Origin of the sequence: Gryllotalpicola ginsengisoli DSM 22003, assembly GCF_000419445.1 — a bacterium.
Taxonomy (GTDB): Bacteria; Actinomycetota; Actinomycetes; order Actinomycetales; family Microbacteriaceae; genus Gryllotalpicola; species Gryllotalpicola ginsengisoli.
In genome coordinates, this window is record NZ_AULK01000003.1 from 1 (window position 1) to 26,833 (window position 26,833).

The 26,833-nt window shown below is 67.8% G+C and carries 31 protein-coding genes and 1 riboswitch; of the genes, 19 read left to right on the forward strand and 12 right to left on the reverse strand.

What is annotated here, in order from left to right:
- Positions 1 to 298 (reverse strand): transposase (locus H563_RS0106680; RefSeq protein WP_022881833.1); only part of this gene is annotated, 298 nt, incomplete at its 3' end.
- 60 nt (positions 299 to 358) lie between these two features.
- Between H563_RS0106680 and H563_RS0106685 the strand changes: the two genes are divergently transcribed.
- From H563_RS0106685 to H563_RS17295, 5 genes are all read left to right on the forward strand, one after another.
- Complete coding sequence (locus H563_RS0106685; protein ID WP_022881834.1) at positions 359 to 688, forward strand: hypothetical protein; 330 nt, start codon at positions 359 to 361, stop codon at positions 686 to 688.
- A 156-nt stretch (positions 689 to 844) separates the two neighbouring features.
- Positions 845 to 960, forward strand: a riboswitch (SAM riboswitch).
- A 36-nt stretch (positions 961 to 996) separates the two neighbouring features.
- Positions 997 to 1,449 (forward strand): hypothetical protein, encoded by a 453-nt coding sequence (locus tag H563_RS0106690; RefSeq protein WP_022881835.1) that lies wholly within the window; start codon positions 997 to 999, stop codon positions 1,447 to 1,449.
- Positions 1,450 to 1,529: 80 nt separating this feature from the next.
- A complete protein-coding gene (locus tag H563_RS17870) occupies positions 1,530 to 2,168 on the forward strand; it encodes a zinc ribbon domain-containing protein (protein ID WP_155865058.1) in 639 nt (212 codons plus the stop codon).
- A 156-nt stretch (positions 2,169 to 2,324) separates the two neighbouring features.
- Positions 2,325 to 4,421 (forward strand): nuclease-related domain-containing DEAD/DEAH box helicase, encoded by a 2,097-nt coding sequence (locus tag H563_RS0106700; protein ID WP_022881837.1) that lies wholly within the window; start codon positions 2,325 to 2,327, stop codon positions 4,419 to 4,421.
- A gap of 184 nt (positions 4,422 to 4,605) precedes the next feature.
- The gene (locus H563_RS17295) at positions 4,606 to 5,472 is read left to right on the forward strand and encodes a DUF6414 family protein (protein ID WP_022881838.1); all 867 of its coding nucleotides are present in this window, start codon (positions 4,606 to 4,608) and stop codon (positions 5,470 to 5,472) included.
- 67 nt (positions 5,473 to 5,539) lie between these two features.
- On the opposite strand, the gene H563_RS17875 is transcribed toward H563_RS17295, so the two are convergent.
- Positions 5,540 to 5,779 (reverse strand): hypothetical protein, encoded by a 240-nt coding sequence (locus H563_RS17875; protein WP_022881839.1) that lies wholly within the window; start codon positions 5,777 to 5,779, stop codon positions 5,540 to 5,542.
- Positions 5,780 to 5,859: 80 nt separating this feature from the next.
- On the opposite strand from H563_RS17875, the gene H563_RS18290 reads away from it, so the two are divergent.
- From H563_RS18290 to H563_RS0106720, 3 genes are all read left to right on the forward strand, one after another.
- Complete coding sequence (locus H563_RS18290) at positions 5,860 to 5,955, forward strand: hypothetical protein (protein ID WP_245556830.1); 96 nt, start codon at positions 5,860 to 5,862, stop codon at positions 5,953 to 5,955.
- A gap of 205 nt (positions 5,956 to 6,160) precedes the next feature.
- Positions 6,161 to 6,550, forward strand: coding sequence for a hypothetical protein (locus H563_RS0106715; RefSeq protein ID WP_022881841.1), 390 nt, complete (start codon positions 6,161 to 6,163; stop codon positions 6,548 to 6,550).
- A 97-nt stretch (positions 6,551 to 6,647) separates the two neighbouring features.
- A complete protein-coding gene (locus tag H563_RS0106720; protein WP_022881842.1) occupies positions 6,648 to 7,181 on the forward strand; it encodes a hypothetical protein in 534 nt (177 codons plus the stop codon).
- Between the two features lie 38 nt (positions 7,182 to 7,219).
- Here the strand turns inward: H563_RS0106720 and H563_RS17630 are convergent, their stop codons facing one another.
- Genes H563_RS17630 through H563_RS0106740 form a run of 4 tightly spaced genes read right to left on the reverse strand, consistent with a single transcriptional unit; the run spans position 7,220 to position 11,252 of the window.
- The gene (locus H563_RS17630) at positions 7,220 to 8,149 is read right to left on the reverse strand and encodes an ROK family protein (protein WP_022881843.1); all 930 of its coding nucleotides are present in this window, start codon (positions 8,147 to 8,149) and stop codon (positions 7,220 to 7,222) included.
- Positions 8,146 to 9,024, reverse strand: a complete 879-nt coding sequence (locus tag H563_RS0106730) for a carbohydrate ABC transporter permease (RefSeq protein ID WP_022881844.1) — start codon at positions 9,022 to 9,024, stop codon at positions 8,146 to 8,148. The genes H563_RS17630 and H563_RS0106730 overlap by 4 nt, the downstream gene beginning before the upstream one ends.
- The gene (locus H563_RS0106735; RefSeq protein ID WP_022881845.1) at positions 9,017 to 9,982 is read right to left on the reverse strand and encodes a carbohydrate ABC transporter permease; all 966 of its coding nucleotides are present in this window, start codon (positions 9,980 to 9,982) and stop codon (positions 9,017 to 9,019) included. Before H563_RS0106735 ends, H563_RS0106730 begins: the two co-directional genes overlap by 8 nt.
- Positions 9,972 to 11,252, reverse strand: coding sequence for an ABC transporter substrate-binding protein (locus tag H563_RS0106740; protein ID WP_022881846.1), 1,281 nt, complete (start codon positions 11,250 to 11,252; stop codon positions 9,972 to 9,974). Before H563_RS0106740 ends, H563_RS0106735 begins: the two co-directional genes overlap by 11 nt.
- Positions 11,253 to 11,429: 177 nt before the next feature.
- On the opposite strand from H563_RS0106740, the gene H563_RS0106745 reads away from it, so the two are divergent.
- Both H563_RS0106745 and H563_RS17635 read left to right on the forward strand, forming a co-directional pair.
- Complete coding sequence (locus H563_RS0106745) at positions 11,430 to 12,170, forward strand: GntR family transcriptional regulator (protein ID WP_022881847.1); 741 nt, start codon at positions 11,430 to 11,432, stop codon at positions 12,168 to 12,170.
- Positions 12,171 to 12,231: 61 nt separating this feature from the next.
- Positions 12,232 to 12,930, forward strand: coding sequence for an N-acetylmannosamine-6-phosphate 2-epimerase (locus tag H563_RS17635; RefSeq protein ID WP_081416180.1), 699 nt, complete (start codon positions 12,232 to 12,234; stop codon positions 12,928 to 12,930).
- Positions 12,931 to 13,024: 94 nt separating this feature from the next.
- Here H563_RS17635 and H563_RS0106755 read toward each other — a convergent pair whose 3' ends face one another.
- Positions 13,025 to 13,333: a HigA family addiction module antitoxin gene (locus H563_RS0106755; RefSeq protein ID WP_022881849.1), complete on the reverse strand. Its 309-nt coding sequence runs from the start codon at positions 13,331 to 13,333 to the stop codon at positions 13,025 to 13,027.
- A 70-nt stretch (positions 13,334 to 13,403) separates the two neighbouring features.
- Here H563_RS0106755 and H563_RS0106760 point away from each other — a divergent pair, with 70 nt between their 5' ends.
- Positions 13,404 to 13,655, forward strand: a complete 252-nt coding sequence (locus tag H563_RS0106760; protein ID WP_155865064.1) for a hypothetical protein — start codon at positions 13,404 to 13,406, stop codon at positions 13,653 to 13,655.
- A 317-nt stretch (positions 13,656 to 13,972) separates the two neighbouring features.
- Positions 13,973 to 15,151 carry a TM2 domain-containing protein gene (locus tag H563_RS17880; RefSeq protein ID WP_022881851.1) on the forward strand — a complete coding sequence of 393 codons (1,179 nt, stop codon included), beginning with the start codon at positions 13,973 to 13,975 and terminating at the stop codon, positions 15,149 to 15,151.
- 309 nt (positions 15,152 to 15,460) lie between these two features.
- Here H563_RS17880 and H563_RS0106770 read toward each other — a convergent pair whose 3' ends face one another.
- Both H563_RS0106770 and H563_RS15415 read right to left on the reverse strand, forming a co-directional pair.
- Positions 15,461 to 16,168, reverse strand: a complete 708-nt coding sequence (locus tag H563_RS0106770) for a TY-Chap2 family putative peptide chaperone (protein WP_022881852.1) — start codon at positions 16,166 to 16,168, stop codon at positions 15,461 to 15,463.
- A complete protein-coding gene (locus H563_RS15415; protein WP_022881853.1) occupies positions 16,165 to 17,184 on the reverse strand; it encodes an ADP-ribosylglycohydrolase family protein in 1,020 nt (339 codons plus the stop codon). The genes H563_RS0106770 and H563_RS15415 overlap by 4 nt, the downstream gene beginning before the upstream one ends.
- 569 nt (positions 17,185 to 17,753) lie before the next feature.
- Between H563_RS15415 and H563_RS0106780 the strand changes: the two genes are divergently transcribed.
- Both H563_RS0106780 and H563_RS0106785 read left to right on the forward strand, forming a co-directional pair.
- Entirely contained in the window at positions 17,754 to 19,247 is a 1,494-nt protein-coding gene (locus tag H563_RS0106780) for a M20/M25/M40 family metallo-hydrolase (RefSeq protein ID WP_022881854.1), read from the forward strand.
- Between the two features lie 3 nt (positions 19,248 to 19,250).
- Entirely contained in the window at positions 19,251 to 19,511 is a 261-nt protein-coding gene (locus tag H563_RS0106785) for a glutaredoxin family protein (RefSeq protein ID WP_022881855.1), read from the forward strand.
- A 147-nt stretch (positions 19,512 to 19,658) separates the two neighbouring features.
- Here the strand turns inward: H563_RS0106785 and H563_RS0106790 are convergent, their stop codons facing one another.
- Positions 19,659 to 20,273 carry a flavodoxin family protein gene (locus tag H563_RS0106790; RefSeq protein WP_022881856.1) on the reverse strand — a complete coding sequence of 205 codons (615 nt, stop codon included), beginning with the start codon at positions 20,271 to 20,273 and terminating at the stop codon, positions 19,659 to 19,661.
- A gap of 85 nt (positions 20,274 to 20,358) precedes the next feature.
- On the opposite strand from H563_RS0106790, the gene H563_RS0106795 reads away from it, so the two are divergent.
- The 4 genes from H563_RS0106795 to H563_RS0106810 all read left to right on the forward strand — a co-directional run bounded on the left by H563_RS0106795 (position 20,359) and on the right by H563_RS0106810 (position 22,935).
- Positions 20,359 to 20,847, forward strand: a complete 489-nt coding sequence (locus H563_RS0106795) for a nitroreductase/quinone reductase family protein (protein WP_027479194.1) — start codon at positions 20,359 to 20,361, stop codon at positions 20,845 to 20,847.
- Positions 20,848 to 20,851: 4 nt separating this feature from the next.
- Entirely contained in the window at positions 20,852 to 21,355 is a 504-nt protein-coding gene (locus H563_RS15420; protein WP_022881857.1) for a helix-turn-helix transcriptional regulator, read from the forward strand.
- 10 nt (positions 21,356 to 21,365) lie between these two features.
- Positions 21,366 to 21,770, forward strand: coding sequence for a VOC family protein (locus tag H563_RS0106805; RefSeq protein ID WP_022881858.1), 405 nt, complete (start codon positions 21,366 to 21,368; stop codon positions 21,768 to 21,770).
- Positions 21,771 to 21,912: 142 nt separating this feature from the next.
- Positions 21,913 to 22,935: a hypothetical protein gene (locus H563_RS0106810; protein WP_022881859.1), complete on the forward strand. Its 1,023-nt coding sequence runs from the start codon at positions 21,913 to 21,915 to the stop codon at positions 22,933 to 22,935.
- 41 nt (positions 22,936 to 22,976) lie between these two features.
- On the opposite strand, the gene H563_RS15425 is transcribed toward H563_RS0106810, so the two are convergent.
- Positions 22,977 to 23,648: an HAD-IA family hydrolase gene (locus H563_RS15425; RefSeq protein ID WP_022881860.1), complete on the reverse strand. Its 672-nt coding sequence runs from the start codon at positions 23,646 to 23,648 to the stop codon at positions 22,977 to 22,979.
- A gap of 258 nt (positions 23,649 to 23,906) precedes the next feature.
- Here H563_RS15425 and H563_RS15430 point away from each other — a divergent pair, with 258 nt between their 5' ends.
- Positions 23,907 to 26,123, forward strand: coding sequence for a glycoside hydrolase family 3 protein (locus H563_RS15430; RefSeq protein ID WP_245556831.1), 2,217 nt, complete (start codon positions 23,907 to 23,909; stop codon positions 26,121 to 26,123).
- Positions 26,124 to 26,200: 77 nt separating this feature from the next.
- Here the strand turns inward: H563_RS15430 and H563_RS0106825 are convergent, their stop codons facing one another.
- Positions 26,201 to 26,806 (reverse strand): hypothetical protein, encoded by a 606-nt coding sequence (locus H563_RS0106825; RefSeq protein WP_155865066.1) that lies wholly within the window; start codon positions 26,804 to 26,806, stop codon positions 26,201 to 26,203.
- Positions 26,807 to 26,833 lie beyond the last annotated feature (27 nt).

A 26,833-nucleotide genomic window follows, 5' to 3' on the forward strand; every position in this document is an offset into this window, starting at 1 on the left:
GGTCGAGTTCCGCAGCGAAAAACGCCGACGCGGTCTTCAGGATCTCGTTGGCGCGGCGCAGTTCGGCGTTCTCGCGTTTGAGCCGCTTCAACTCGGCGCTTTCCGCCGTGGTCACCCCGGCGCGCTGGCCGGAGTCGATCTCGGACCGGCGGCGCCACTTGCGCAGCGTCTCCGGACCGATGCCGAGCTTGGTGGCGACATGACGGATCGCCGAGTACTCGGTCTCGTGCTCAGGGATCGCCTCTTCCAGCATCCTGAGCGCACGCTGCCGGAACTCCGGCGCGAACTGACGGGGCATGATTCATCCTCCCAAAGGAAGCGGAACCAAACCCAGGGCGAATCAGAGCTCATCCCCGACATGCGCTACCGCGCCCCCGAGGGCACCTACATCGCCTGGCTCGACGCCCGCGACCTCGGCATCGACGGATCGCCCGCCGAATTCTTCCGCGAACGCGCCGGAGTCGCCCTCACCGACGGCGCCGCCTGCGGCGAGGCCGGCCGCGGATTCCTGCGCTTCATCCTCGCCACCCCGCGCCCGATCCTCGAGCAGGCGGTGCGCCAGATGGCCGAGGCGCTCGACGACCTCCGGACTGGCGCCGCGGCCGAGGCGGGCGACGCGGAGGCCGAAGTGGCGACCGAGGCAGCCGCGGCCGCCGCCGACAGCCCCGCGGCCACCCCGCTGCCATGACCTCATCGGATGCCCCGGCCGAGCGCCCCTCGGCTCCGAGTGCGCGTCGGGTGCGGCCGTCGGCGAGTGCTAGCTGAGTAGCGCTCTTCGGCCCCGCGCTGGCCCACTCACGCTGTGCATGAATGGAGACCCGCGCTCCCGCTATAGTCACTTCAGGTTCAAGAGTTGCAGCCTTCGGTACCTGGCCGGCTGCACGGCAACCCTCCTCCGTCGAGCGGGGTGCCCCAGGGGAAGAACCGGCCCGAGGCATCCGTCGCGGGCAAGTCGGCGGAGGCGCGCTGTGCCTCCCTCGTGACGAGGAGAGAGCTGTGGCTGCAGGCACTGACATCGACTATTGGGCGCCGATTGCGAAGGAGGACCGGCTCGCCTGGAGCGAGGCGCTTCTGCGCCATCCGCCAATCGCTATCCCGAACGGCGTCGTCGGAGCCGGAATCTCAACGGTTCATCGCAACGGCAAGTACCACCGGAATGCGACTTGGGCCGCGTACGCCGTCGAGCTCGCCGCCGCCGGGTTCCGGCCTGACGAGTTCGCAAAGCTGAGCGAGGCGATCAGAGACCTTCGCGAGCAGCTGTCGCGCCTGCGACCAGACATGATTTCTCGCATCCCCGACGGTGCGCGAACGGCATACCGGCTCAATCCGGCGAGATGGACGAGCTGGTTGCGCGCGTTGCGTCAGGGCCTCACCCCGGCGGACGCGCTGGTCGCGGAACGGATCTGGGTCGTCGCCGAGGAAGTGCGACCGGCCCGCTCGGTTGGATGACTGGAAACCGCGGTCATGCTCCATGACCCCCAAAGGTGGCCTTTGCAGCAGTTCAGCAAGAGCCAAGCATTGACGACGACATGACTCTGGGGGAGCCAGCCATGATGACGACGTGCGCTGAAGGACACGAGAACCCGGAAGGCGCTGTCTTCTGCAACACCTGCGGTGCGCGGCTCACTGATGAGCCCGCACCGATCAACGCCGGGGCAGCTACTCCGGTCGGGACCGCCAGAGATGCTGGGCCGGTTCCGGAAGCCAAGCGAGGCTTTCGTGCGCAGCCACGTTGGCTTCTCGGAGCAATCATCGCGGCTGCTGCCGTCGTGGCCGTGGCGGTAGCGGTGACATTGGGCGTGAGCCTCTCCAACGCTTCCGCAGCCGCGCACAAGAAGGCTGAGCAGAAGGCCGCCGCCGCCGCTCGACTCAAGTTGCTCCCCAAGGCCGCCACGAGCTGCGACCTACCCGCGGATGTCATCGGGGACAATGGGCGAAGCGCGTTTCTTGACGGTGAAGGCGATGACTTCGGTTCGGGCGAGCTCTCGGTCACAGATCTTGCATGCATGCTCGATGCGTTGAAGGCACCCGACGCCGTCATCGACCACATGGACAGCACACGATCCATTGACGGCACGCAGACTGATGATTGGGGTGACTTCAGCGCGTCATGGACCTACCACCCCGACAACGGTCTCGACATCATCATCAGACTGACCGACGAGTAGCGCGTGAGGGCCAAAGCCAAAGCTCCGCGCGACCGCTCGAGTCGGTGTTCGCGTCCGCGTGAGCGTCGGCGCCGCGAAGGAATGACCCCCGAAGTTGGCCTTTGCACGCGCTCGGCAAGAGCGAAGCATTGAGGCAGACACAACGGTGGGGGATCCATGTCCGCAGGCGCTTCAGCGGCCGAAGAAGCCGATCGGCAACGGCTGCTTGCCGAAGCGCATCGGCGGGCGGCATCCGAGGCGGCACGGCTCGCCCTCAACTACGCGGCCGCCGCGTCCTCTGAGAAGCAGACCGCGCGGCTGCTCGCCCGGCTCGCGGGCGTCGGCTATCACCTGTTGCCCGACCGCCGCTGGCCGGGCACCCGCCGAGCGAACGTCGACATGGTCGTCGTCGGACCGGGCGGCGTCTTCATCGTCGACAGCAAGAACTGGGCTTCACCGACCATCGCCGCCGGCCGCATCTACCGCGACCAGGAAGACGTCACCGACGAATTCGAGCGCCTCGAGCAGCTGGCCGACGACACCGAAGCCGCCCTCGGTGAGATCGGTCTCGCCCCTGGCGAGGTGCGCATCATCGTCGTGTTCACCGGCAACAAGCGCATCCGCCCGGGCACTGTCGGCCGCGTGGAAGTCGTCGGCGAAGCCGACCTCGTCACGCAGATCCTGGGCCGCGGCTACCGCCTCTCCCCCGACCAGGTCGACCGCGTGCTCGTCAAGGTGGTCGAGTTCTTCCCCGCGATCTCAGCGCCGAGCCCCTCCCCGGCGCCGGTCGTCGCATCCGTGCCCGAACCGGTCCTGGCCCCGCCCACGCCCCCGACGGAAGCCGACCTGCCCGACCCCGACGAGATCGACGACGCGATCCTCGAGGCGATGAAGTCGAAGCCCATCGAAGACTGGATGGCGTTCCTGCACCCCGACCAGGCCAAGCTCGTGCGGCGCAGTTTCGGCGGACCGTCGCGCATTCGCGGCGCCGCGGGCACCGGCAAGACGGTCGTCGGCCTGCACCGCGCGGCGTACCTCGCCCGCAGCAATCCCGAGGGAAAGGTGCTCGTCACCACCTACGTGCGCACGCTGCCGCAGGTGCTGAAGAACCTGTTCGCGCGCCTCGCGCCCGACCTCGTCGATCGGGTCGAGTTCACGAGCGTGCACCAGCTCGCGAGCCGCATCCTCAGCCAGAACGGGGTTCGGCTGAACCTGAACAAGCAGCGCGCAGACCTGCTGTTCGAGAAGGCGTGGGCCGAGGCATCCGCCCCGCTCATCGCGATCGAGAAGAACAAGGACTACTGGGAAGAAGAGGTGCGCCATGTCATCAAGGGGCGCGGGCTGACCACTCTCGACCAGTACCGCGACTGCGCGCGCGTCGGCCGCAACCGCAAGCTCGGCCCGAACCAGCGCGCGGATGTCTGGAAGCTCTACACCGCCTACGACCGCCGGCTGCGCGAGGCGGGCGTGTGCGACTTCGAAGACCAGATCCTGCGGGCCGAGCAGGTGTTGCGCGAGCATCCCTTGACTGGGTACAGCGCCGTCATCGTCGACGAGGCGCAAGACCTGTCGTGCGCGATGGTACGGATGCTGGCGCGCATCGCCGGCGACGCACCCGACGCACTCACCCTCATCGGCGACGGGCAGCAGACGATCTACCCGGGCGGCTACACGCTGACCGAGGCGGGCGTCTCGCTCGGCAACCGCGGCGTCGTGATGGAGACGAACTACCGCAACACGGCCGAGATCCTCGAGGCGGCGCGCTCGATCGTCGCCGGCTCCAGCTACACCGACATCGAGGGGATCGCCGCGCAGGCTTCGGCACCCACCGCGCCTCGGCGCGGGCCGAAGCCGGTCTTCGCGTCGTTCCCGACGAAGGTCGCGCACAACACCGCCATGGTCGAGCGGGTGCGCGCGGCGACGAAGGCGATCGACGTGAGCGTCGGTGACGTGGCCGTGCTGTGCTTCTACCAGTACCAGGTCGACCAGGCGGTGCGACTGTTCGCGGCCGCCGGCATTCCGACGATCACGCTCGACAAGTACGACGGCACGACGACGGATGCGCTCAAGATCGGCACGATCAAGCGGTCGAAGGGCCTCGAGTTCAAGCACGTGCTCGTGCCGTGGGTTGCGCCCCGGTTGAAGGCCGAGCGCAGGGCGATCGGCGAGATGGATGCCTCGTCGGAGCGCGAGGACCGGGACCGGCGGGAGCTCTTCGTGGGGATCACGCGGGCGCGGGATCAGGTCTGGGTTGGGAGTGTGGGGGCTAAGTAGTGGGTGAGCTAGTGCCCGTGGCACTGCGATTCTTTCCCGCTTACGCATGAGGACCCCGGTCTGCTGCGCTCCGTCGCCTTGTGCGTCGTATAGGCCCAGCGTGAAGTAGGGCTTCTGCTGCCTTTCACCCTTGGCGATTACGGACCGGGGTAGCGCCTGTATATCGAGCGAATAGAATTACAGCATGGCTGGATACAAGAAACCGAAGAAGAAGCTGCACAGAGACTTTTTGTATTTGGACGACTCTGTCATAGTTAACGCCTTAAGCGCAATCGAGTCAGGCAAGGTTGACGAGATCATCGAGCAATCGCAGATAGTGAAGGATGCTGGCTTTGACGCCAGCCTAGGCTACGGCCCAGCCAAGATTGCAGCAAAGAAGGGACGGACTGCCGATATAACTGCCAATCTCGTTCGCACCCGTACGGCATTCTCCGCCTTTGAGGCTTGGTACCAGTTCCTGAAGGCCGAAGATGCCCTGGGAGAGCTAACGGATTGGAACGAGGCGACGCGAAACGAGCTGGAAGTAGGCGACACGCTGGAGGTGAGGGCAAGAGTCCAGTTTGCTCCCGTGCACAAGCTTTTCGCACTGTTTTTCTCGTATGTGGAGAACGCAAACAAGCCTGATTCGTTCTTTAGGGTCCCAGCCGCTGAGCTCGCCACGCTCAAACAGATCGCCAATCAGGCAAGGAGCATGGTTAAGGGAGCGGACGGTTCAATGGCGAACCTCGTTTACATACAACCGCTTGGGGTGGAGCGGCCGCTTGTCGTTGGCGCCCTAAGCGAAAATCACTTTGTCGGCGACAAGTCGAATATGGATGGGGAGTACATGGTTGTATGTCAAGTTACGTCGCTTCTCCGGCAGTCCGAAACGCTCGCGGCAGTCCGCGCGATGAGTGACGCTCCACGAACCGATACGGAAGCCGCGGGTGTTGCCCAGGCGCTTGACGGGCTCGCTGAGGCTGGCAAAGGTCTTGGCGTAGCGATCGGTGATGACGACAAGTCATTCACCTACCCGACGGTGGTCACGCGGCCCCTGGCGATCTACCGTTAGCACAAGCCGAGGGCGGTACGTTGATTGCGCCCGCGAATCTGAGGCCCCCTCCAGTGCTTGTGGGCTCTCAGCTCCGCTTGGCTTTCGGAGCGACCATCTGTGCCACTTTCAAGGCGACTTCAGCGGGAGATTCGTGCTCCCAGTATCGGAGCACCGTCCACCCGTCGGCCTCGAGCCGAGTCGTGGTTTCGGCGTCGCGCGCACGATTGCGAACGACCTTGTCGTCCCAGTAGTCGACGTTGGATGCCGGGCGCCGGTAGTGCTCAGGGCACCCGTGCCAATAGCAGCCGTCGATGAACACGGCCACCCGTGCGCGCGTGAATGCGATGTCGGCCGTTCGCCGAGGAAGTACCGGCGCTCCAAGGCTTTCCCGACGACTACAAGTTCATGGGGTCGAAGGTCGAGATCGCACGCCAGATCGGCAATGCCGTGCCCATCCCGCTGGGCGCCGCGCTCGGGCGACATCTGGCCCAATTCCTCTGAATCTCTGGACGCTCGACCTCATTCGCCTACGAGCGGTGACGACGGCCACACTCCCTCTGCACATGTTGCCGCGAGCTGTCGCGTTGATCACTCGGGAAGCCGGCGCGGAAGTTCCTGGGCGAGACGGGCCCCCGAATCGGGGCGCGACCAGGACGGCCAGGGACTGTCATGATGAGCTGTCCAGTTCGCACATCAAAGGACGCCCGTGACGACCCAAGTCGATGGCCCCAGAGTCGTAAGGGGTGAGAACCCGGAGCCTGAGTCAGGCTGGTCGTGGTATCTCACCGACTACGAGATCGCGTACATCCGTGAATTCAACGTCCGTCCGCCCCGCGGCGGCGCCTGGCAAGCGACTCCCGAGGCGGAATACCGACTCGAGACGGAAGCGGAGGGAATCCGACAGAAGACTTTCGTCACCGCAAAGACGCCGTGGCGAAAGCAGCGCGTTCGACGGTCGTGGCCGTGGGTCACCATTGCGGTTACACTCACGACCGGTTCGCTCGCCCTCGGCGCCTTGGGGTGCCTCGAATATCAGAAGGTCGAATCGATCGACCATCAAACGTCCCTCATCAAACAGAAGCTCTCCGATGAGTGAGCCGGATGCCCGCGAGCCGGGGGCTGCTTCAGAGTCACACGTTCGCGCGACCGCGCGGCAGAGGCGGCTCCCTCTCACAAGACTGACTGTCACGTGGATGACGGCACTGTCACTGCTGCTCGCCGCAGTCGGCGGCGGCTTCGCGGTGTTCGAGCGCGGGCAAGTCGCCATCGCTGCATCCGCGCACGCTTCGGCGATCAAGAAAAAGAAATCGCATGATGAAAAGGTCGCCAAGCGGGAAGCCGCGGAGGCGGCGGAGCGGGAGGCTGCCCAGGCGGTAGAGGACGCGGCCGCCGAGCTGGCGAGGCAAAAGGCACAAGCAGACGAATCTGCCGAGGAGGCCGGATTCACACCGTCTCCCACGGCAGACGGCCTCGTCTTCTACAAACCTGTCGAGGCGTCCTGCAGCTTGATGAGTTGCGCCTGGCTGGACATCGCGGTCGCGCAGGACTGCCCCAACGGTGTCTATGTCGCTGCGAATCTCGAGACGTCGAGCGGCGTGGTCGTCAGCTACGGCAACAAGATCACCGGCGCTTTGGACCCGTCACACGGGGCGGCGATCGAAATCGACTTCCCGAATGCGCCCGGTGGCGATTTGACCTACGAGATCACAGACGCGCACTGCATGTGATTCAACCTCAGCCCCGGCGACCTGACCGAATCCCGGCGCTACTCGTCAGCCCTTTTCGCGCGCGTCAGAGCGAGAGAATGCAGCGCAGCCCCCACTGCAGTGGCGTAGCCGCCGAGCTGGGCCGGCACGACTCTTACCGCCGCGCTGCGCATGCCTTCAGTGCGCAGACTCTCGAGCAGTGCGTCCCAGTAGAGGCCGCCGATGTCAGGGACGCCGCCGGCCAAGAGCACGGTGTCCAGATCCAGCGTGTTCGCCAAACCGCCGAGCGCGCGCCCCAGTAGAGCGGCCGCGCCGGCGATGACCTGGCGCGCAAGGGCTTCTCCATCACGCGCGCGCGCCGCAATATCCCGAAGCGAACCGACGTCGCCGCCCTGCTCGCGGTAGCTCTGCTCCATTCCTCGGCCTCCGGCGTACGCCTCCAGATGCCCTCGAGCACCGCAAGGGCATGTCCGCATGCCGCCGTGCGGTGCCGGAATGTGCCCAATCGAACCGGCGATGCCGCGAGCGCCCTCAGCAACCCGGCCCTTCATCACTAGCGCTCCTCCAACCCCGGTTCCCACGGCGACGACGAGCGCCTGCGAGGAATCCCGCAACGCTCCCACCCGGAGCTCACCGACCGCCGCGGCGTGCACGTCGTTAAGAAGTGAGACCGGACAACCGAGCTCGTCCGCGAGCATCGGAGCAAGCGGCGCCCCCGCCCAGTCAGGGATCAATGCATTGGCGGAGACCACCTGGTTGCCGACCACAACCCCGGCCGTGCCCACACCACACGCAGTAATCAGTTCGCCCGTACTTGACGCTCGCAAGCTTTGAACCAGCGAACGAGTGGCGTCGATGATGCGGCCTGCTCCTCCGGCCGGCGTCGGAACCTGTTGCGACTCCCGAACCGCGCCGGCCGTGTCGACGATCGTGCCCAGAATCTTGGTGCCGCCAATGTCAATTCCAATGGCCGCCCGTGGCTGAGTCATTTGAGCGCGCCGGCGGCGACGCCGCTGATGAAGTAACGCTGCGCGATGATGAAGACCGCGAAGGCCGGCAACGTGAACAAGACGCATGCGGCCATGAGTGGCCCCCACTCGACTCCGTGCTGCGAGAAGAAGGAGTAAAGCCCGAGCGACAGCGTGTACTTACTCGAGTCGCCCAGGTAGATCAGTGGATTCATGAAGTCAGTCCACGCCCACACGAACTGGAACACCGCCGAGGTGACGAGAGCGGGCCTGGCGATGGGCAACACGATGGACCAATAGACGCGGAGCTCGCTGGCGCCGTCCACGCGCGCCGCCTCCAAGAGCTCGTCCGGGACCGCTACGAGGAACTGTCTGATGAGGTAGATGAGGAACGGTGTGCCGAGGAAAGTCGGCACCACGAGCGGCACGAAGCTGTTCGAGAATCCGATCTTGTTCCACAGCAGATACACCGGGATCATCGTTACCTGCGGCGGCAGCATCATCGTCGCCAGCACGACGACCAGTAGGCCGTTTCGCCCGCGCCATCTGATTTTTGAGAGCGCGTATGCGACCAAGGGCGCTGAGACGAGAGCGCCGATCACGCTCAGCCCTGACACGAGCACCGTGTTCCCGAGGTACTGCCAGAACGGAATCGTGCTCAGCGCCGAGGCGAAGTTATCAAGCGTCCAGTGCCGCGGCCACAACTCCGGTGGCGAGTGGAAGATGTCCGAACTCGGCTTGAATGCGGTGGTGAGCATCACGACGAAAGGAAAGAAGAAGGCCGCGACCAGCAATATCAGCAGCACACGTTCAATCGCCCAAGCCAACCGGAACCGAGCGACGGTCCGCCGCCGAGCTGTGGTACGCACCGGCGCCTGACCGAGGATCTTAGTCATCGGGGTTGTCATAGTGGACCCACCTCCTGGACGACCAAAGCAGGATCAGCGTGATGAGCATTGTGAGGACGAAGAGCACCCACGCCATCGCTGAGGCGTAGCCCATCTTGAGGAACGTGAAGGCGTTCTGGAACAGATACATCGACAGGCTCAGCATGGAGTCACCGGCGCCCCCGCTTGCTGCCGAGCCGTTCCCGACGGCGGTGGTCTGTGTAAGCAGGTACGGCTGGGTGAATATCTGAAGGTAAGAGATCATGACGACGATGATCTGAAACAGCGTCACGGGGGTCAGTTGCGGCCAGGTGATACTGAAGAATCGGCGCCACGGCCCCGCACCGTCCATCTGAGCCGCCTCGTACAAGTCCTGCGGAACGTCACGGATCGCGGCGAGATAGATGATGATCGTGCTCCCGATCGTCCAGAGAGCGATCAACAGGATGGCCGGTTTGCCCCACTGGGGCTCGGTGAGCCAGCTCGGCTGCGGCAAGCCGACCAACTGCAGGAGCCGATCCACATACCCGTACTGGGAGTTCAACATCCAGCGCCACAGGTAGCTGCCGACGACGACGGGGACGATTACCGGAACGTAGACCAAGGCACGGTAAATGGCCTGGCCCCTGATGCGGAAGTTGAGAATGTGCGCGCCGAGCAACCCAATGATGATCGTGAGCGGAACGCCGATCACGCTGAGATAGAGCGTGTTCCAGAGGGCGTGCCAGAAGGTCGAGTCGCCGAACATGTGCCGGTAGTTGGCGAGGCCGACCCATTTCGGCGCCTGAAACAGGTTGAAGTCGGTGAAGCTATAGAAAGCCGAAGCGAGCATCGGATAAGCGATGAGCACCACGAACCCGAGCAGGAACGGCGAAGCGAATGCCAGGCCCTTCCAGATCGACTTCGTATTGCGCGAGCGACGGCTGCGGCGCGCCCGGAGGCGCGCCGCAGCATTCTCACTGGTCATAACTTGCGGCCTTACTTGCCACTGACTTCATGGCCTCTTCTGCGCTCTCCTTACCCAGCACGAAGGAGCTGAACGCCGAGGTCAAGTCGGCCTGGTACTGGGTTGTGTACGTGGCAGGAGCGAACGAGAACGCGTTCTTGCTCTTCAGGCCCTGCAGCCACACGCTGAATCCCGGAAGCGAGTCGTATGACGAGTCGTCGAGAAGCGACGTGCGGGCCGGCAGGTTGCCCAGCGCCTTCGTGAAACTCAGCATCGCCTTCTTGCCGGTGAGGTACTTGATGAACGTCGCCGCTTCCTGCTTGTGTTTAGAGTTCGCCGGGATGAAGAACATGCTGCTGTAGGTCTGCGTGGCGTTCTCGAGCCCAGGAACTGCGGTGGGGATGTCCGCCACGCCCCATTTCAGATTTGGCGCCACCTTCGCGATGTTGGCAGATTGCCACTCGCCGTCGAGCGTCATAGCGATCTTGCCGGTGTAGAACGGGTCCTGGGCAGTCATGTACTCGCCGTAGCCGGACTCGAACTTCGCAATGTTCGATGCCCCGTACTTGTCCAGCACGTTCGTCTTGTACCAGTTCAGAGCTGCGATGTTCCCCGCGTCAGTGGGACTTGGTTTCCCGTTCGTGTCCCATTTGCCGCCGAACACGTACGCGAGTGTGCTCAGCAGGTTGTACGCCGACGAGGTGCCGAGGCCAAGTTGCGTGATCGTGCCGTCGGAACTTTGTTTCGTGAGCTTGGCCGCGTCCTGAGCAAGCTCGTCCATCGTGGTCGGCGGTGACGTTATTCCCGCGGCTGCGAACTCTGCCTTGTTGTAGATCAGCTTGTACTCCTGCACAGCGATCGGCATGGCGTACAACTTTCCCTTGTACTTGTCCTGCTTGAGGACCGACGGAATGAAGTCGCTGGTGTCGAATGAGTAGTCGTCAAGAGGCTCGAGAATCCCCTTGGAAGCCCACGCGCCGACGTTCGAGCCGAACGAATCCGAGACGTCGAAGGAGCCGTTGGCGCTAGACATCGACGACAACTGTTTCGTCTGGTCCGGGTTGGAGACTGCCTTGACCGTGATCTTCGACTGGCTCTTGTTGAAATCGGCCACCACTTGCTTGAGCGCATCCGCCTCTTTTCCCGTCCACAGATAGGAGAACGTGATCGTGGTACGACCTCCGGTCGAGGCGGTACCGCTGCAACCGGCAAGAGCAAGTGCCGCTGCGACCGCCGCTGCCGCGGCTGCGGTCGCGATTCGGCCGCGACGGCCGAGGAACTTCATGGTCATGTCAACTCCTGGGGAGGGATTAAGGAGGTGCTGGTTAGATTGGTATAGCCCAGTCCGCGGCCCAGCATCAAGCCCGGCGCCAGGGTTTGCGGAATGCTTTTACATGCGCGACACATCACGACGCCCGATTGGTCAATACCATTACTATGGCTGCGACTGCCGAGTTGAAAGGCCAGGATGACCAGAACCGCGAGCCACGCCGACGAATCCCCCGCCCTTCGCGTCACCAAAACGGAACGGCTGCGCCAGCACATGCTCGGACTGATCGATGGGGGGCTGCAGCCACACGACAAGCTCCCGACTGAGCGAGATCTCGCTGAGCAGTTCTCCGTGTCGCGACTGACCGTACGACAGGTTCTCGACCGGTTGGAGTCGGAAGGCCGGGTCTACCGTGAGCAGGGCGCGGGAACTTTTGTGAGCGAACCGCGTATTGCGAAGTCGCTTGAGCTCACGTCATTCAGCGAAGACATGCGTTCGCGAGGGCTCCGGCCTGGGTCGCGGGATGTGTCGGTCTCTCTCGTGCCCGCCGGTGCCGAGATCGCGTTTGCACTGTCAATCAGTCCTCGCGCCGACGTGATCCACATCCACCGTGTTCGAACTGCAGACGATTCGCCGATGTGTATCGAAGACAGCTACGTTCCGGCCGACCTCGCGCCGGGCCTCACTGAGGCGGACTGGGGCGGATCACTCTATGAGGTGCTCGAGAACCGCTTCCACACGCGCCTCAATAGGGCGGAGCAGCGCATTCAAGCCACCGTGCTCAGCGCCGCTCAGGCAGGACAACTTGAAAGCGTCGAGTTCGGACCTGCTTTCGACGTCACCCGCATCGGATACGACGCGCGAAGCAGAAGGATCGAGTTCGCGCGCAGTATCTATCGCGGTGATCGCTACTTCTACGACCTGACGGTGTATCGGTGATCAGCCTGTCAAGTCAAGAGGGATCGATGAACAGGGCAGCCGGAGTCCTCAAGGGAGCAACGTGGGCGTGATTGATCGCATTAGTGGCGGACTTATCGTGTCCTCTCAGGCGATGGATCCGCGAAGTCCGCTATCCGACGCCCACCTGTTAGCCGTGCTCGCACAAGCGGCAGAACTTGGCGGACCGGTTGGTTTCCGGGTCGACGGCGCCGAGGTCGTCACCGAACTCCGGAAGCGAACGCAACTGCCGATCATCGGCATCCGCAAGCAACGAGAACCAGGTACCGACACCTACATCACAACGTCTGTGCGTGACGCAGTAGAGCTCATATCGGCTGGTGCCGATATCGTCGCAGTACAGGCGACCGACGGCTCCCGCCCGCACGAAACCTTTGCGGAGATCGCCCACGCCGTCCATGAGAAGGGCGGCGTAGTCATGGCAGACATCGCCACGCTCAACGAAGCGCTGGCCGCTGTGCAAGCCGGCGCCGACATCGTCGCCACGACCTTGGCCGGTTACACGAGCGACTCGGAGGACGCCTCTCGACCCGCAACGGAACTGGTGCGTAAGATCCGCTCGCGAACGAACGTTCCGGTCATTCTGGAGGGCGGAGTGTGGACCCCCGAGCACGTACGTGAGGGGTTCGCCGCGGGAGCGACCGCTGTTGTTGCCGGCAGTGCGATCACTGCACCTGATCTGATCACTCGACGGCTTGCAGCCGCAACCCCCAGGCTGAGATCTGACCGCCAGATGGATTAGCGCGACCGGCGCGCTGACAAGCACTCGAAACAACTGGTGGGCAGTGGGAACTGCGCACCGCCTTCGTCTGGTGCTACCGCTTCAAGTGTGCGGCTCAACGCGTGGAGATCGCGACCGGCTCGATGCCGTCGATCTCGGTGGTCTCACGTGCCCGGGCGAGGTCGTAACCCTCCTGCAGGCGCAACCAGAACTGCGGGCTGGTCCCAAAAACCGCGCTGAGGCGCAGGGCAATGTCAGCGGTGATCGCTTGCTGGCCGCGGATGATGCGCGAGACCTTCGATCGATCTACACCGATGCTCGTCGCGAGCTCGTGCTGCGTCATGCCGAACGGCTCAAGAAACTCCTTGAGCAAGGTCTCGCCCGGTGTGGACAGGTCATCGGTGATGGTCGATGAATTGGACATCGGTCGCCTCCCCTCCATCCCAGTCGAAGACCAATCGCCATTGGTCGTTGACATGATTACCCTCTTCCGCATGGCGCGCACCTTCTACTTGACCGTCGGCCGTGACGGTCGTCTCAAGTTGCCAGCGGGCACGTGTGCCCGATTCGGGTGGAGCGCTGGCACCACTCTCATTGCAACTGAGTGCGACAACGGAGTGGTGCTCACCCAGCGGGGTGAGGCGCTCAAGGCGATCCGCGCACAGTTGGCGGACAAGCCGGTACTTGAGGAGCTTTTCGATGAGCGGCGCCGGCAGGCGGCGCTTGAGGACGAAGGGATGGCATAGGGGAATCGGGTGCGGGGTCGCTGGTTTCGATACGCGCGCCTCCGGCGCGCTACTCAACCAGCGGGGGCGAGAGCAGGGCGGGGGCGGGAGCAGGGCGGGCGCGAAAGGTTCGCGCGCTATTGGCGGCGCAGGGAGACGCTGCCCTGCAATTCTTCGAACGGGCGTTCCCCCACGTCCCCCGTCTTCGGGGGTGATTTCGGTTTGATCGGGGGTTTGAGGGGCGGAAACGGGCCTCCAATGTCGGAGGTCGTCGGAAAGGTGCCGGTGCTTCACGCAAGACCGCGTGGAGAAACCGTTCGCACAGAAAGACGCATCACATGTCCGACGAACTTCCGCAGCCGACGCAGCCGCAGATCTACCCGCCCGTTCCGCCCCAGCCGACGACCCCGCTGGCCCCGCCCGTTCCGCCGACGCCCGACGACGGGTACGGGTACGGCTACGGCGCCGCCCCCGGCGGCCAGCAGGCGCCGCTGCCCGGAGCATCCGTGCCCGCCAAGTCCTTCCTCGCCACCTGGCTGTTTGCGCTGCTTCTCGGCTGCTTCGGCGTCGACCGGTTCTACCTCGGCAAGGTCGGCACCGGCATCCTCAAGCTGATCACCTGCGGCGGCGCGGGCATCTGGTACCTGGTCGACCTGATCCTCGTGCTCGCCGGCAAGCAGCGCGACAAGCGCGGCGCCCCGCTCGCCGGGCTCGACCACCGCCCCCTGCGCAACACCGCCTGGATCGTCAGCGCCTTCGTCGTCCTGCTCCTCGCCGTGGGCGGCGGCAGCGGCGCGGCGAGCGGCGACGACGCATCCGCTGCCAAGCCCGCCGCCTCGCACAGCGCCGCGCCCGACTGCTCGCAGTACCTCGACGCGACCGCCCAGCAGGAGTGCGCCGCCGGCGACACCGCGGCCGCCGACACCGCGCAGGACGCCGCCAATGCGAAGGCCTCGTGCCAGAGCGAGTACAGCGACTCCGCCGCCGAGGAGAAGTGCGAGGCGGGTGACACGGCCGCCGCCGACAGCGCGCAGGCCGAGGCCGACAAGGCCGAGCAGGCCGCCGCCGAAGCCGCCGAGAAGGCCCTGACCGTCGGCACCACCTACGACAACCCGAACCCGGCCGGCACCCACTCGACCATGCAGAGCACCAACCGGCTCGACGGCACCGAGGTCGACTACGAGGAGTGGTTCGACGGCTATAGCGACGACTGGCGCGGGTACGACGAGTTCGAGGCGCCGAGCGCCAACATGAAGTACATCTCCTTCACCGTGCACGTCAAGGGCACGGATGCCGGGCTCGACGCCTCCACCGCCGCATACGACGCGAACTTCACCGACACGAGCGGCACCATCTACGAGCAGGCCGACGTGTACGGATACGACGGCGAGATGCCCGACGTCACTCTCGGTGCCGGGCAGCAGACGCAGGGCGTCGTCGTCTTCGAGGTGCCGAACACCGTGCACGGGGGTGTCGCGACGTTCGGGGACGGCTCGGTGTTCACGGCGCTGCAGTGACCGCGGCGGCCGAACTCAGGAGCAGCGGGCAGCGGAGGGTGTGGGGGGCTCGAGTTGAGGCTGTTCCTGAGTTCGGGCGGGGCGAGGCCGGGGTCAAAAAATGTTCCGAAATCTGAACGGCGCACGGGCAGGTTTCGATACGGCCGCTGCGCGGCCTACTCAACCAGCGCGGGGCGGGGGCGGCGCGGGCCCGGCTTCGAGACGGCGCTTCGCGCCTCCTCAGCCATCGAGGGGGCGGGGCGCGGGCGGGTTTCGATACGGCCGCTTCGCGGCCTACTCAACCAGCGCGGGGCGGGGGCGGCGGGCGCGTCAGACCAGCCAGTCGCCGAAGGCGAGCACCGCGGTGCGGGCGAGCGAGTTGCCGGTACCTCTATATGTGGCGAGCAAGTCCACCGAGCCGGTGCGCAGGTAGGCGTGGCCGGCGACGTCGAGGATGGCGACCGTGTCGACATCGCGCATCAGCGCCCAGAACGGGTTCGGCAGCACGGTGCGCGACCGCAACGCCCCAGACGACCTCTCGTAGTACCCGAGCGACGCCCCGACCGCACCGGGGAAGGGGTCGACGGTGCGGTTCCAGGCATCCGTCGTCATGCCGGCCCACGCGCCCGCCGTCGGGTACCCGGGCAGCGACACCGCGTGCCACGTGTACCGGTCGTCGACGCCGAGCGCGAGCAGCTTGGCGATCAGCCGGTAGACCACGGATCGCTCCGTCATCGGCGGCGCGGTCGCCACGATGCCGAGCCCACTCTCGAGCTCGATGCGGCGCACGAGCTGCAGCGGCTCGTTGGAGCCGAAGAGCTCCGCCCACTCGATGCGCTTGAGCACCCCGCCGGCCAGGAACTGGATCGCCGTGCTCAGGTCGAAGCCGATCTTCATGCCCTCGCCCTCGTCGTGCACGAGCAGCACGGGCGGGGCGCCCTCCGACTCGCGGCGCGAGATCATAAGCCGCGGGTGCCGGCGCACCAGTTCGCTCGCCACCCACCAGGTCTGGGCGAGCGTGAACCGGTCTGCGATCACGCCCCGACCGCTTTCGTGGCGAGCTCGACGAGATCGGATGCTCCGAACGCGAACTCTCCCCCGGGCCATCCGTGCAGATTCTCGACCCACGCCGTCGGCAGCTGGGAGTATCCGTACCGCGCGCCGCCGAGCGACCCGGCGATCGCCGCCACCGTGTCGGTGTCGTTGCCGGCGCGCACCGCGAAAACGAGCGCGTCCTCGAGGGTGGACGTGTGGGTCAGCGCCGACCAGGCGGCCTGCAGCGCGGCGACGACCCATCCGTTGTTGCCGGTCAGCTGCCACGGCAGCACGGCCTCGGCCGCGTCGAGGCGGCGGTTCCACAGTGTGCGGCGGTCGGGCTCGAGCACGTCGAGGGCACAGCGCAGCCCGAACTCGCCGGTGAGGATCGCGTGCCGGATCGCCACCGACCAGATGGCGCAGGCGTCGCCGGCATCCGTCTCGAAGTGCGTGAGCTCGCTGACGCGGCGGGCGGCGGCGGCCAGCTCGGCGAGGGTGGCTCGGTCGTGCGGGTCGGCTCGGTCGTGCGGGTCGGCTCGGTCGTGCGGGTCGGCTCGGTCGTGCGGGTCGGCGGGGCCGGCGTCGAGGTAGCCGAGCGCAACCGGGCCGGTGCGCATGAGCGACCCGTTGCCCGCCGAACGGCCCGTCTCGTCGTGCACGGAGCGGGCGGCGGCGCGGGCGTCCTGCTCGGTGACGTGCCGCACGCGGGAGAGCACCGCCCTGGTCTGGATGCCGACGTCTTTGGCCACCCGCACCCAGCCGATCCACTCGGCGACGATGTGCGCGAGGGTGTCGGGGTCGTCGAGGCGGCGGCCGCGGGCCAGCTCCTGCAGGATCGGCACGGCCATCGCGGTGTCGTCGGTCCACTCGCCGAGCTCCCACGGGGGCGAGGCGTGCAGGGTGATCGGCTCAGGCGGCAGCACCGACGCCTGGAACTCATACGGCGCGCCCAATGCGTCGCCCGCCGCCGACGCCACCACGGCGCCGACAGCGCGATCGAGTTGCTCGCTCGTCAGCACCGCTTCTCCCTCAAACCTTAGGAGTTGACCGTAACCGGCAAAGGCCCCTGCGCACGTCCCCTAATACAAGGGTCGACGGGCGGGCCGCGACGCGGGCGACGGCCGCGGGGTGGGCGCGCGGCCGACGGGCGCGCGGCGGCGGCCGGGGCGCGGGTGGGCGCGCGCAGGCGTGCGGGGCGGGCGCGCGCAGGCGTGCGGGGCGGGCGCGCGGCCGACGGGCGCCGACCTCGAGCTGCGCCGCGGGCACAAACGTCACGATCGGGCACACGGATTCCCCAATACCCGTGCCCGATCGCACCACTTGTGCCCGGGCGGGCTGGGGTCCGACGCCGCCACCACCACGAAGGGCACACTTCGCGCCCTCGGGCACCCCGCAGCCCGGGTCCGGCGTGCCCCTGGCGGCGAAGAGCGCCGCTCGGCAAACCCGGCGCGCAGCGAAAATCCCAAGACGCAGGCTCGGGAGGAACTTTTCGCGAAAAGCTCCTCCCTCCGGTGCGTCTTGGGAGACTGGCGGCGACCGGCCCACCTTGGGCCGCTTGAGACGGCGGGCACGCCCCTAGGCTGACGGCATGACGGATGCCCCGGCCGCACGCCCCGGGATCGCCGAGCGCCTCTCGCGCTTGATCCGGGTGAACACCGTGAGCGCGCACCTCGTCGAGCACGGCACCGCCGAGTTCGAGGCGGTGCTCGAGGAGCTCTACCCGCTGGTGCACCAGCACCTCGTGAAGGAGCGCATCGGCGAGCGCGGCCTGCTCTTCCGGTGGGAGGCGGCGGCCGGAGGCTTCGAGACGCCGGCTCCGCCGGCTCCTCAGCCACCGAGTGGGGCGGCCGGAGGCTTCGAGACGCCGGCTCCGCCGGCTCCTCAGCCAACGGGTGCGGGCAGAACCTCGATCCCTGAGGAGCGGCCGGAGGCCGCGTCTCGAAGGGCCGCAACCCCCGCCATCCTCATGGCGCACTACGACACCGTGCCGCTGGCGGAGGACGACTCCTGGACGCACCCTCCCCTGAGCGGCGCGATCGAGCACGGCACCGTCTGGGGCCGCGGTGCCATCGACGACAAGGGCGCACTCGTCGTGCTGCTCGACGCCGTCGAGAACCTCCTGGCCGCGGGCGGAACCCCGAAGCGCCCCGTCTTTCTCAGCCTCGGCGGCGACGAGGAGACCTCCGGCGTGAGCGCACGGGCGATCAGCGAAGAGCTCGCGGCACGAGGCATCCGCCCCTGGATCGTGCTCGACGAAGGCGGCGCGGTGGTCGACGGCATCCTGCCCGGCCTGCCCCAGTCGGCGGCGGTCGTGGGGCTCGGCGAGAAGGGCGTGCTGAGCGTGCGGCTGACCGCCACCGCGCCCGCCGGTCACGCGAGCACGCCGGGCCGCGCCCGCACCGCCCCCGAGCGCATCGCGCGGGCCGTGACCCGGCTGCACCGCAACCCGTTCCCCAAGCGGCTGAGCCGCACCAGCCGGCAGATGTTCGAGGCCTACCGCGGCCACGCCCGCGGCGCCGGCCGCGTGCTGATCGAGGCCGTGCCGCGGCTCGCGCCGGTCAGCGCGCGGCTGCTCTCCCTGCTCGGCGGAGAGCCCGCCGCCATGGTGCAGACCACCGTCGCCACCACGGTGCTCGAGGGCGGCGGGGCGCACAACGTCATCCCGAACTCGGCGAGCGCCGTGCTCAACCTGCGCATCGCCCTCGGCGAGACCGTCTCCTCGACGCTCGCTGTGCTGCGCCGCGCGATCGGCGACCCGGCCATCTCGATCGAGGTGATCGAGGGGCACGACCCGAGCGCGGAGTCGCGCACCGACACCGCCCAGTGGCGGCTGATCGAGCGGGCAGTCGGGGCCGCATACCCGGGCACGCTCACCGTGCCGTACGTGATGATGCAGGCATCGGATGCACGGCACTTCCAACCCCTCGCGCCGGAGGCGACCTACCGGTTCGCGCCGCTGGCGATGTCGAGCGAGGAGCGCACCGGCCTGCACGGCGTGAACGAACGCGTCACCGTCGACGCGCTCGAGCGGGGCGAGCGGTTCTACCGCGAGCTGATCGGCGCACTGCCCGCCTACGATTGAGCCATGGCCGAGACGTTCGACAAGATCACCATGTTCGGCGCCGCGTGGTGCGGCGACTGCCGTCGCTCCAAGGCGCTGCTCGACAGGCTCGGAGTCGACTACGACTACGTCGACGTCGAGCGCGAGGTCACGGGCGCCGAGCGCGCCGAGGCGATCTCGGGGCGCAAGAACATCCCCGTCATCGTGTTCCCCGACGCGACCCATTTCGTCGAGCCGACGGATGCCGAGCTCCAGTCGAAGCTCGAAGAGGTCGGCGCCGCCTGATCGCTGGTCGAGTAGCGCGCAGCGCGTATCGAGACTCCCGCTGGTCGACTCACGCGAAGCGTGAATGGAGACCAAGGGGACGCTGCTCGGTCTCCATTCACCCGCTGCGCGGCTGAGTCGACCGGCGCCGCGCGCCGCGCGCTACAGCTACACCGCCGGCAGGTACGGCCGCCCCTTCAGCAGCCCCGCCAGGTGGAAGGCGTTCCTCGCCAGCGTGTGCGTCGTCGCCGCCACGGCCGGCGGAGTCTGCTCGAGCTGGTTGTAGTTCACCGTCTGCATGGCCTCGCCGTTCCAATAGGTCGAGCCCTGCGCCGGGATGGTGAATCCCACGTCGTTCAGCGCCTGGAACACGTCGGCGACGATCGCGTGCGCGCCGTCCTCATTGCCGACCACGGCGACCACGGCGACCTTTCCGGTCATGGCCTTCACTCCGTTGTCGTCGGTGACCGACAGCTCGGCGTCGAGGCGCTCGAGCACGCGCTGCGCGACCGACGACGGATGCCCCATCCACGTCGGCGTCGCGAAGACCAGGATGTCCGCCCCCAGGATGCGGTGCCGCAGGATCGGCCACTGGTCGCCGTCGCCCTCGTCGGCGGTCACTCCGGGGCGCACGTCGAAGTCGACGACGCGCAGCTGTTCGCCGGTCACGCCGAGCGCGGCGAGCTCGGAGAGCACCTCGCCGGCGAGCTTCTGTGTGCTCGAGTCGGCCGGGGAGGGCTTGAGCGTGCAGTTCAGGGCGAGTGCCGTGAGTTCATTGCTCATGTGGGCGCGGTACCCGCTTGGTCTCCATTCACGCCTCCGGCGCGAGTCGACCAGCGGGGTCGCTGCGCTGGGGCAGACTGACCACGTGCCCTCACCGCTTCGTACCCTGCGTGCCGGCGGCGCGTGGGTGTCGCGCACGAAGTGGTTCCGCCGCATCGGGCCCACCGTCATGCCGCCGTTCGAGCGGTTCATGCGCGCGATCACCGGCGGCCGGGTCACGGCGAGCGGCCTGCTCGTGCCCTCGCTCGTGCTGCACACGACGGGCGCCAAGTCCGGCCAGCCGCGCCGCACCGAGCTGATGTGCGTGCCCGATCACGGCACCTGGCTGATCACCGGGTCGAACTTCGCCCGCAGCACCCACCCGGCGTGGACGAGCAATCTGCTCAAGCATCCGGATGCCGAGATCGAATGGCGCGGCCGACGCATCCCCGTGCACGCGACGCTCATCGGCGACGACGAGCGCGAGGCGGTGTGGCAGACGATCCAGCGCCAATGGCCCGGCTACCGCCAGTACGAGCGCGAGGCGGGGCGAAAATTGCGTATTTTTCGCCTCGCTCCGCTGACGGAGAATTAGCCACATGCCCGACCTCGACGAGCTGCGGCGGCTGCGACGCGCCCGCGACCGCATGGACCGCGAGTACGCCCAGCCCCTCGACGTGCCCGCCCTGGCCAAGACCGCGCTCATGTCGACGGCGCACTTCTCGCGCCGCTTCCGCGAGGCCTACGGCGAGACGCCGTACTCCTATCTCATGACCCGCCGCATCGAGCGGGCGAAGGCGCTGCTGCGCCGCGGCGACATGACCGTGACGGATGCCTGTTTCGCCGTCGGTTGCACCAGCCTCGGATCGTTCTCCGCGCGGTTCACCGAACTCGTCGGCGAATCGCCGAGCGCCTACCGCGCCCGGAACCACGACGAACTCAAGGCGATGACGGGGTGCCAGGCGATGGTAGTGGGGCGCCCTTCGAGACGCGCTTCGCGCTCCTCAGGGACCGACCCTTCGAGACGCGCTGCGCGCTCCTCAGGGAGCGGGCCGATCAAGCCGAGCAGTTTCGGAGAAGCATCCGTCGTCTCGCCCGCCTAATCTCGGGCCCATGACCGTTTCTTTGAGCGGCGTGCACGTGCTCGTCGACGACCCCGACGCCGCGCTCGCCTTCTACCGTGACACCCTCGGACTCACCGTCGTGAACGACGTCTCGCAGGGCGGATTCCGCTGGATCACGCTCGTGACCCAGACCCAGCCCGAGATCCAGCTCGTGCTCGAGCAGCCGCACGGCGGCCGTTCGCAGGAGGACGGCGACACCCTCGCCGCCCTGCTCGCCAAGGGGCAGCTGCAGATGCTGCAGCTGCGCTCGGACGACCTGGAGGCGACCTTCGACAAGATCGCGTCGTTCCCGGGAGCCGAGATCCTGCAGGAGCCCACGGACCAGCCCTGGGGAGTGCGCGACGGAGCCGTGCGCGACCCCGCCGGCAACATGGTGCGCATCTCCCAGGCGTGAGCCGCGTGGTCTCCATTCAGCCGCTGCGCGGCTGAGTCGACCAGCAGAGCGCCGCTGCGCGGCTGAGTCGACCAACGGTGCACGCTGGTCGACTCACGCGCAGCGTGAATGGAGACCCGCACCGGCATGCCAGCATGGGGGCATGACGGATGCCGACCGCCCCCGCCGCTCGTCGCGCTGGGTTCTGCTCGGCGTCGGACTCGTGCTGGTGCTCGTCGCGGCCGCACTGGTCGCCTGGCAGCACGTGCGCACCGAGGCATCCCCCGCCCAGGTCGCGACCGAGTACTGGCAGGACCTCGCCGACGGCAAGGCGCAGGAGGCGCTCGCCCTCACCGACCTGCCCGCGCAGAACAACGCCCTGCTGCTCACCGACAAGGTGTACGCCATGGCCGACCGGCGCATCGCCGACGTGACCGGTAAGGGCGCGATGCAGGACGGCGACACCGCGACCGCGACGGTCTCGGTGAAACTGAACGGCGAGCCCACCACCGTGCGCATGAGCCTCGAGCGCGAGCAGCACGGATTCTTCAGCCCCCAGACCTGGCACCTCACCGACGTGAAGCTCGCCACGCTTCAGGTCACGGTCAGCGGCTCCGGCCACGCCGACGCCCTCTCCGTCGACGGCGTCACCCTGCCGCTGCCGCAGGGCGACGGCACCCTGTCGATCCCGGCCCTGCCCGGCGTGTACTCCATCGCGCTGCACAGCAGCAGCGCGCTGTTCACCGCCGCACCGCAGAAGGTCGCCGCCTTCGACACCGCCGCCACCCAGAAGGTCTCGCTCACCCTCGCCCCGTCGGCACAGCTCAAGCAGCAGGCGGTTTCGGCCGCGTCGAAGCTGCTGAGCGGATGCTTCACCCAGCCGACCCTCGCCTCCGGGTGCACGCTCACCCAGGGCATTCGCAACCTGTTCAACCTGACGGCCGAGGACAGCGTGACGTATCAGTTGACCGTGGCCCCGAAGCTGGCGTTCCGGCAGAGCGGGTCGACGATGGAGGTCGTCTCGACCTCGCCGGGCACGATCGTCGCCACGCCGACGGATGCCCTCTGGGGAACGTTCACCAACACGGCCCAGTTCTCGGCCGCGTTCGATGTCGCGGTGGACGGAGACAAGGTCACGGTCAGCCCGCGGCAGGGCGGGCTGACCCTCGTCGACTACACGGACTGAGTCGACTACGCGGACTGCCCCGGCTATCCGGGCCGACTCAGCTACGCGGAGTGGTCGGGCGCACCGGCGCGCTCGAGCTCGCCGGCGATCTCGAGGCCGTCGCCGGTCCACCTCGCGTGCGTGAGATCGGCGATCACCACGTCGCAGCCGAGGCCGAGCGCCGACGCGGAGACGCCGACCAGCGCGCCGACGCCCGCCGCCCTCGCCGCCCGGATGCCGTTCTCGCTGTCCTCGAAGATCGCACATTCCGAAATGGGAATACTCAGCTGCCGCGCTGCGGCGAGGTACGGGTCGGGCGCGGGCTTGCCGCGCTCGACCTGCTCGGCGGAGACGATCACCCGCGGCACCGGCACCCCCGCGGCGGCGAGCCGTGCGGCGGCGAGCGGCCGCGTCGCCGAGGTGACGACCGCCCGGGCCGGCTCGGGAAGGGATGCGACGAGCTCGGCCGCACCCGGGATGGCACGGGCCGTGTGCGCCGTCTCGAGCTCGAGGCCGTCGATCACCGCGACCGCCTCATCCACCTCGTCGGCCGGCACGTAGAGCGCGACGGTCTCGCGCGAGCGCCGGCCGTGCATGCCGTCGAGCACGGTCTCCGGATCCTGCCCGTACCGGTGCGCCCACTCGATCCACGCCTCCTCGCCGGCCCGCTTCGAGTCGACCAGCACCCCGTCGTTGTCGAACAGCACGGCACGGCAGGGCAGGAAGACGCTCACCCCCCGACGCTACAGCGCCCGCACGGCGCGGGCGCGCGCATACGAAGTGCTGCCGGGCATCCGAGCACAGCGAGACGTGCCGAACAGGATGCTCGCGACCCGCACAGTGCACACGACGCGCATGAGAGTCGCCCACATCCCCGAACGACTCAGATTCGGGAACATTTTCTACGTCTCGTAGAAAATGTTCCGAAATCTGAGCGCTTGAGCGCAGACGCTCCTAACCGACCGCCCGAAGCGGCCCGTAGGCTTTCCGGCATGTCAATGACGACAGAACCCGGCCACTCTGCGGCCTTCGGCAACGCCACGGCCTTCGACACCGCCGTCGCCCGGCTCCGCGCGGTCGTCCACCCCGGCACCGGCGCCGACTTCGCCGCCGAGCTCGCCGCCGAGACCGACGCGCTGGTCGGCGCCCTCACCGACGAGGAGAAGCTCGGCCTGCTCGACGGCGACGAGGAGTTCTGGGCCGGCATGACCGACATGGCGGTGAACGGATACAACACGCATCCGATCGTCATGGGCGCGGTCGACCGCGTCGGCCTGCCCGGCCTGCGCTTCTCCGACGGCCCGCGCGGCGCGGTAGTCGGCCGCTCGACGGCGTTCCCCGTGTCGATGGCGCGCGGGGCGACCTGGGATATCGCGCTCGAGGAGCGCATCGGGCGGGCGATCGGCGCGGAGATCCGGGCGCAGGGCGCGAACTTCTTCGGCGGCATCTGCATCAACCTGCCGAGGCACCCGGCGTGGGGGCGCATTCAGGAGACCTACGGCGAAGACCCGATCCTGCTCGGCGAGTTCGGGGCGGCGCTGCTGCGCGGCGTGCGCCGGCACGCGATGGGCGTCGCCAAGCACTTCGCGCTCAACTCGATGGAGAACGCTCGCTTCACGGTCGACGTGACCGCGGACGACCAGACCCTGCACGAGGTGTACCTGCCGCACTTCCGCCGACTCGTCGACGAGGGCGTGCACGCGATCATGACCGCCTACAACTCGGTCAACGGCGAGTGGGCGGGGCAGAACGCGCAGCTGCAGCAGCGGATCCTGCGCGAGGAGTGGGGCTTCACCGGCATCACCGTCTCCGACTTCATCTGGGGGCTGCGCGACGCGGCACTGTCGCTGGCCAACGGCCTCGACGTCGAGGAGCCGTTCGCGCAGCAGCGCGCGCAGCACCTGCCCGCCGACCTCGCCGCCGGCCGGGCGAGCTGGGCCGACGTGGAGCGGTCGGCCCGCCGCATCGTCGCCACGCAGCTCGCCTTCTACGCCGGCGAGCGCGACCCCGAGCCGGATCCCGCCGTGGTGTTCTCGGCCGAGCACCGGGCGCTTTCCCGCGAGGCCGCCGCCACCGCGATGGTGCTGCTGAAGAACGAGCCGGTGATCGAGGAGCCGGTGCTTCCGCTGCCGGCGGATCTCGCATCCGTCGCCGTCGTCGGCCGCCTCGCCGACGCCGCCAACACGGGCGACCACGGCTCGAGCGACGTGCGCTCCCCCGAGGTCGTCACGGCGCTCGCGGGTCTGCGAGCGGCGCTGCCCGAGGCATCCGTCACGCACGTCGCGGACGACCCGAGCGAGGCGGCCCGCGCCGCCGCCGACGCCGACGCGGCCGTGGTCGTGGTCGGCTACACCGCCGAGGACGAGGGCGAGTACGTCGGCGGCGAGTCGATGAGCGATCCGGCACTGCTCGCGCTGTATCCGCCGGCGCCCGACGGCGTCGACACCGCGCTTGTCGGCAACCCGGCGGGAATGATGGGCGGCGAGATCGGCGGCGACCGCGACTCGCTGCGCCTGCGCCCGCGCGACGTCGAGCTGATCACGGCCGTCGCCGCGGTGAACCCGCGCACGGTCGTGGTCCTCGTCACGGCTGGCGCCGTGATCTGCGAGGAGTGGCGGCACACGGTCCCCGCGATCCTGCTCGGCTGGTACTCCGGCTGCGAGGGCGGGCACGCCCTGGCCGACGTGCTGCTCGGGCGCACCGACGCGTGCGGGCGGCTGCCGTACGCGGTGCCGACGAGCGAGGCGCACCTGCCGTTCTTCGACAAGCACGCCACCGCGATCACCTACGACCGCTGGCACGGTCAGCGGATGCTCGACCGCGACGGCCATCCGGCAGCGTTCCCGCTCGGCTTCGGGCTCTCCTACACCTCGTTCCGCTTCACGGGGATCGAGCTGGGCGACGTCGAGGACGAGACGTTCCGGGCCACGGTCACCGTGCGCAACACGGGCGAGCGGCGCGGCCGGCAGGTCGTGCAGTTGTACGGCGTGACGGATGCCGCGGACTTCCCGCAGCGCGTGCTGCTGGGGTTCGCCCCGCTCTGGCTCGACGCCGGCGCCACGGGCCAGGTGGTCGTGACGGGCTCGACGCGCCCCCTGCAGCGCTGGAGCTCCGACGGCTGGGTGCCGGTCGACGTGGCGGTCACCGTCGAGGCGGCGGGCTTCTCGGGCGATCCACATGCCGCGCACGGCGCGCTCACTCTCGGCTGAGCGCGGGCGCGGGCCGCGGAAGCCCGGCCCTCACGGGGTGATGTTGCAGGTGTAGGCGCCGAGCCGGTTCGGCCCGGTTAGTGGAACCCCTCCTGCGGACGCAGTGCCTTCAGGTCCTCCTCGATGAAGCGCATGATCCGCTCGTCGCGGAACGCGAGGTACTCGGGGTCGTCCTCGATGCGCGGCCCGCTCAGGCGCGAGGCGAGCGCGCCGCCTACCTCGTCCCACGCGGCCACCTTCGCCTCGCCGACGAGCTGGGTGAGAGCGGATGCCTCGACGGCGGTCGTCTGCAGCGCCTGCGCCACCGCCCGCAGCGTCGCGGGGGTGCGCCGGTGCCGCTCGTCGACCTCGACGGGTTTGCCGCCCGGGAAGATGCGCCCGCTCGGCAGCTGCTCGTCGCGCCGCAGCTGCTCCTCGGCACGGTCGGCCGCGTCGAGGTTCGCCTCGGCTAGCCGCGCGTACTCGGCGCGGGCGAAGTCCATCAACTCCTCCTCGTCGAAGGGCTTGCCGTCGCGCAGCGCGTTGACGATGAGGTGGTTCTTCACGGCCATCCGCACGCCGTGGTAGGCGATCTTCAGCGCGTCGGCCACGACCAGCTCGAGCGGGGTGAGCGGTTTCTCCTCGGGCGGCACGAAGCGCCCGACGTCCCGCCGCGGCTTGCGGAACCAGCTCACCCAACTCACCCCTCCATCTTGCCCGTCGCCCGCGTC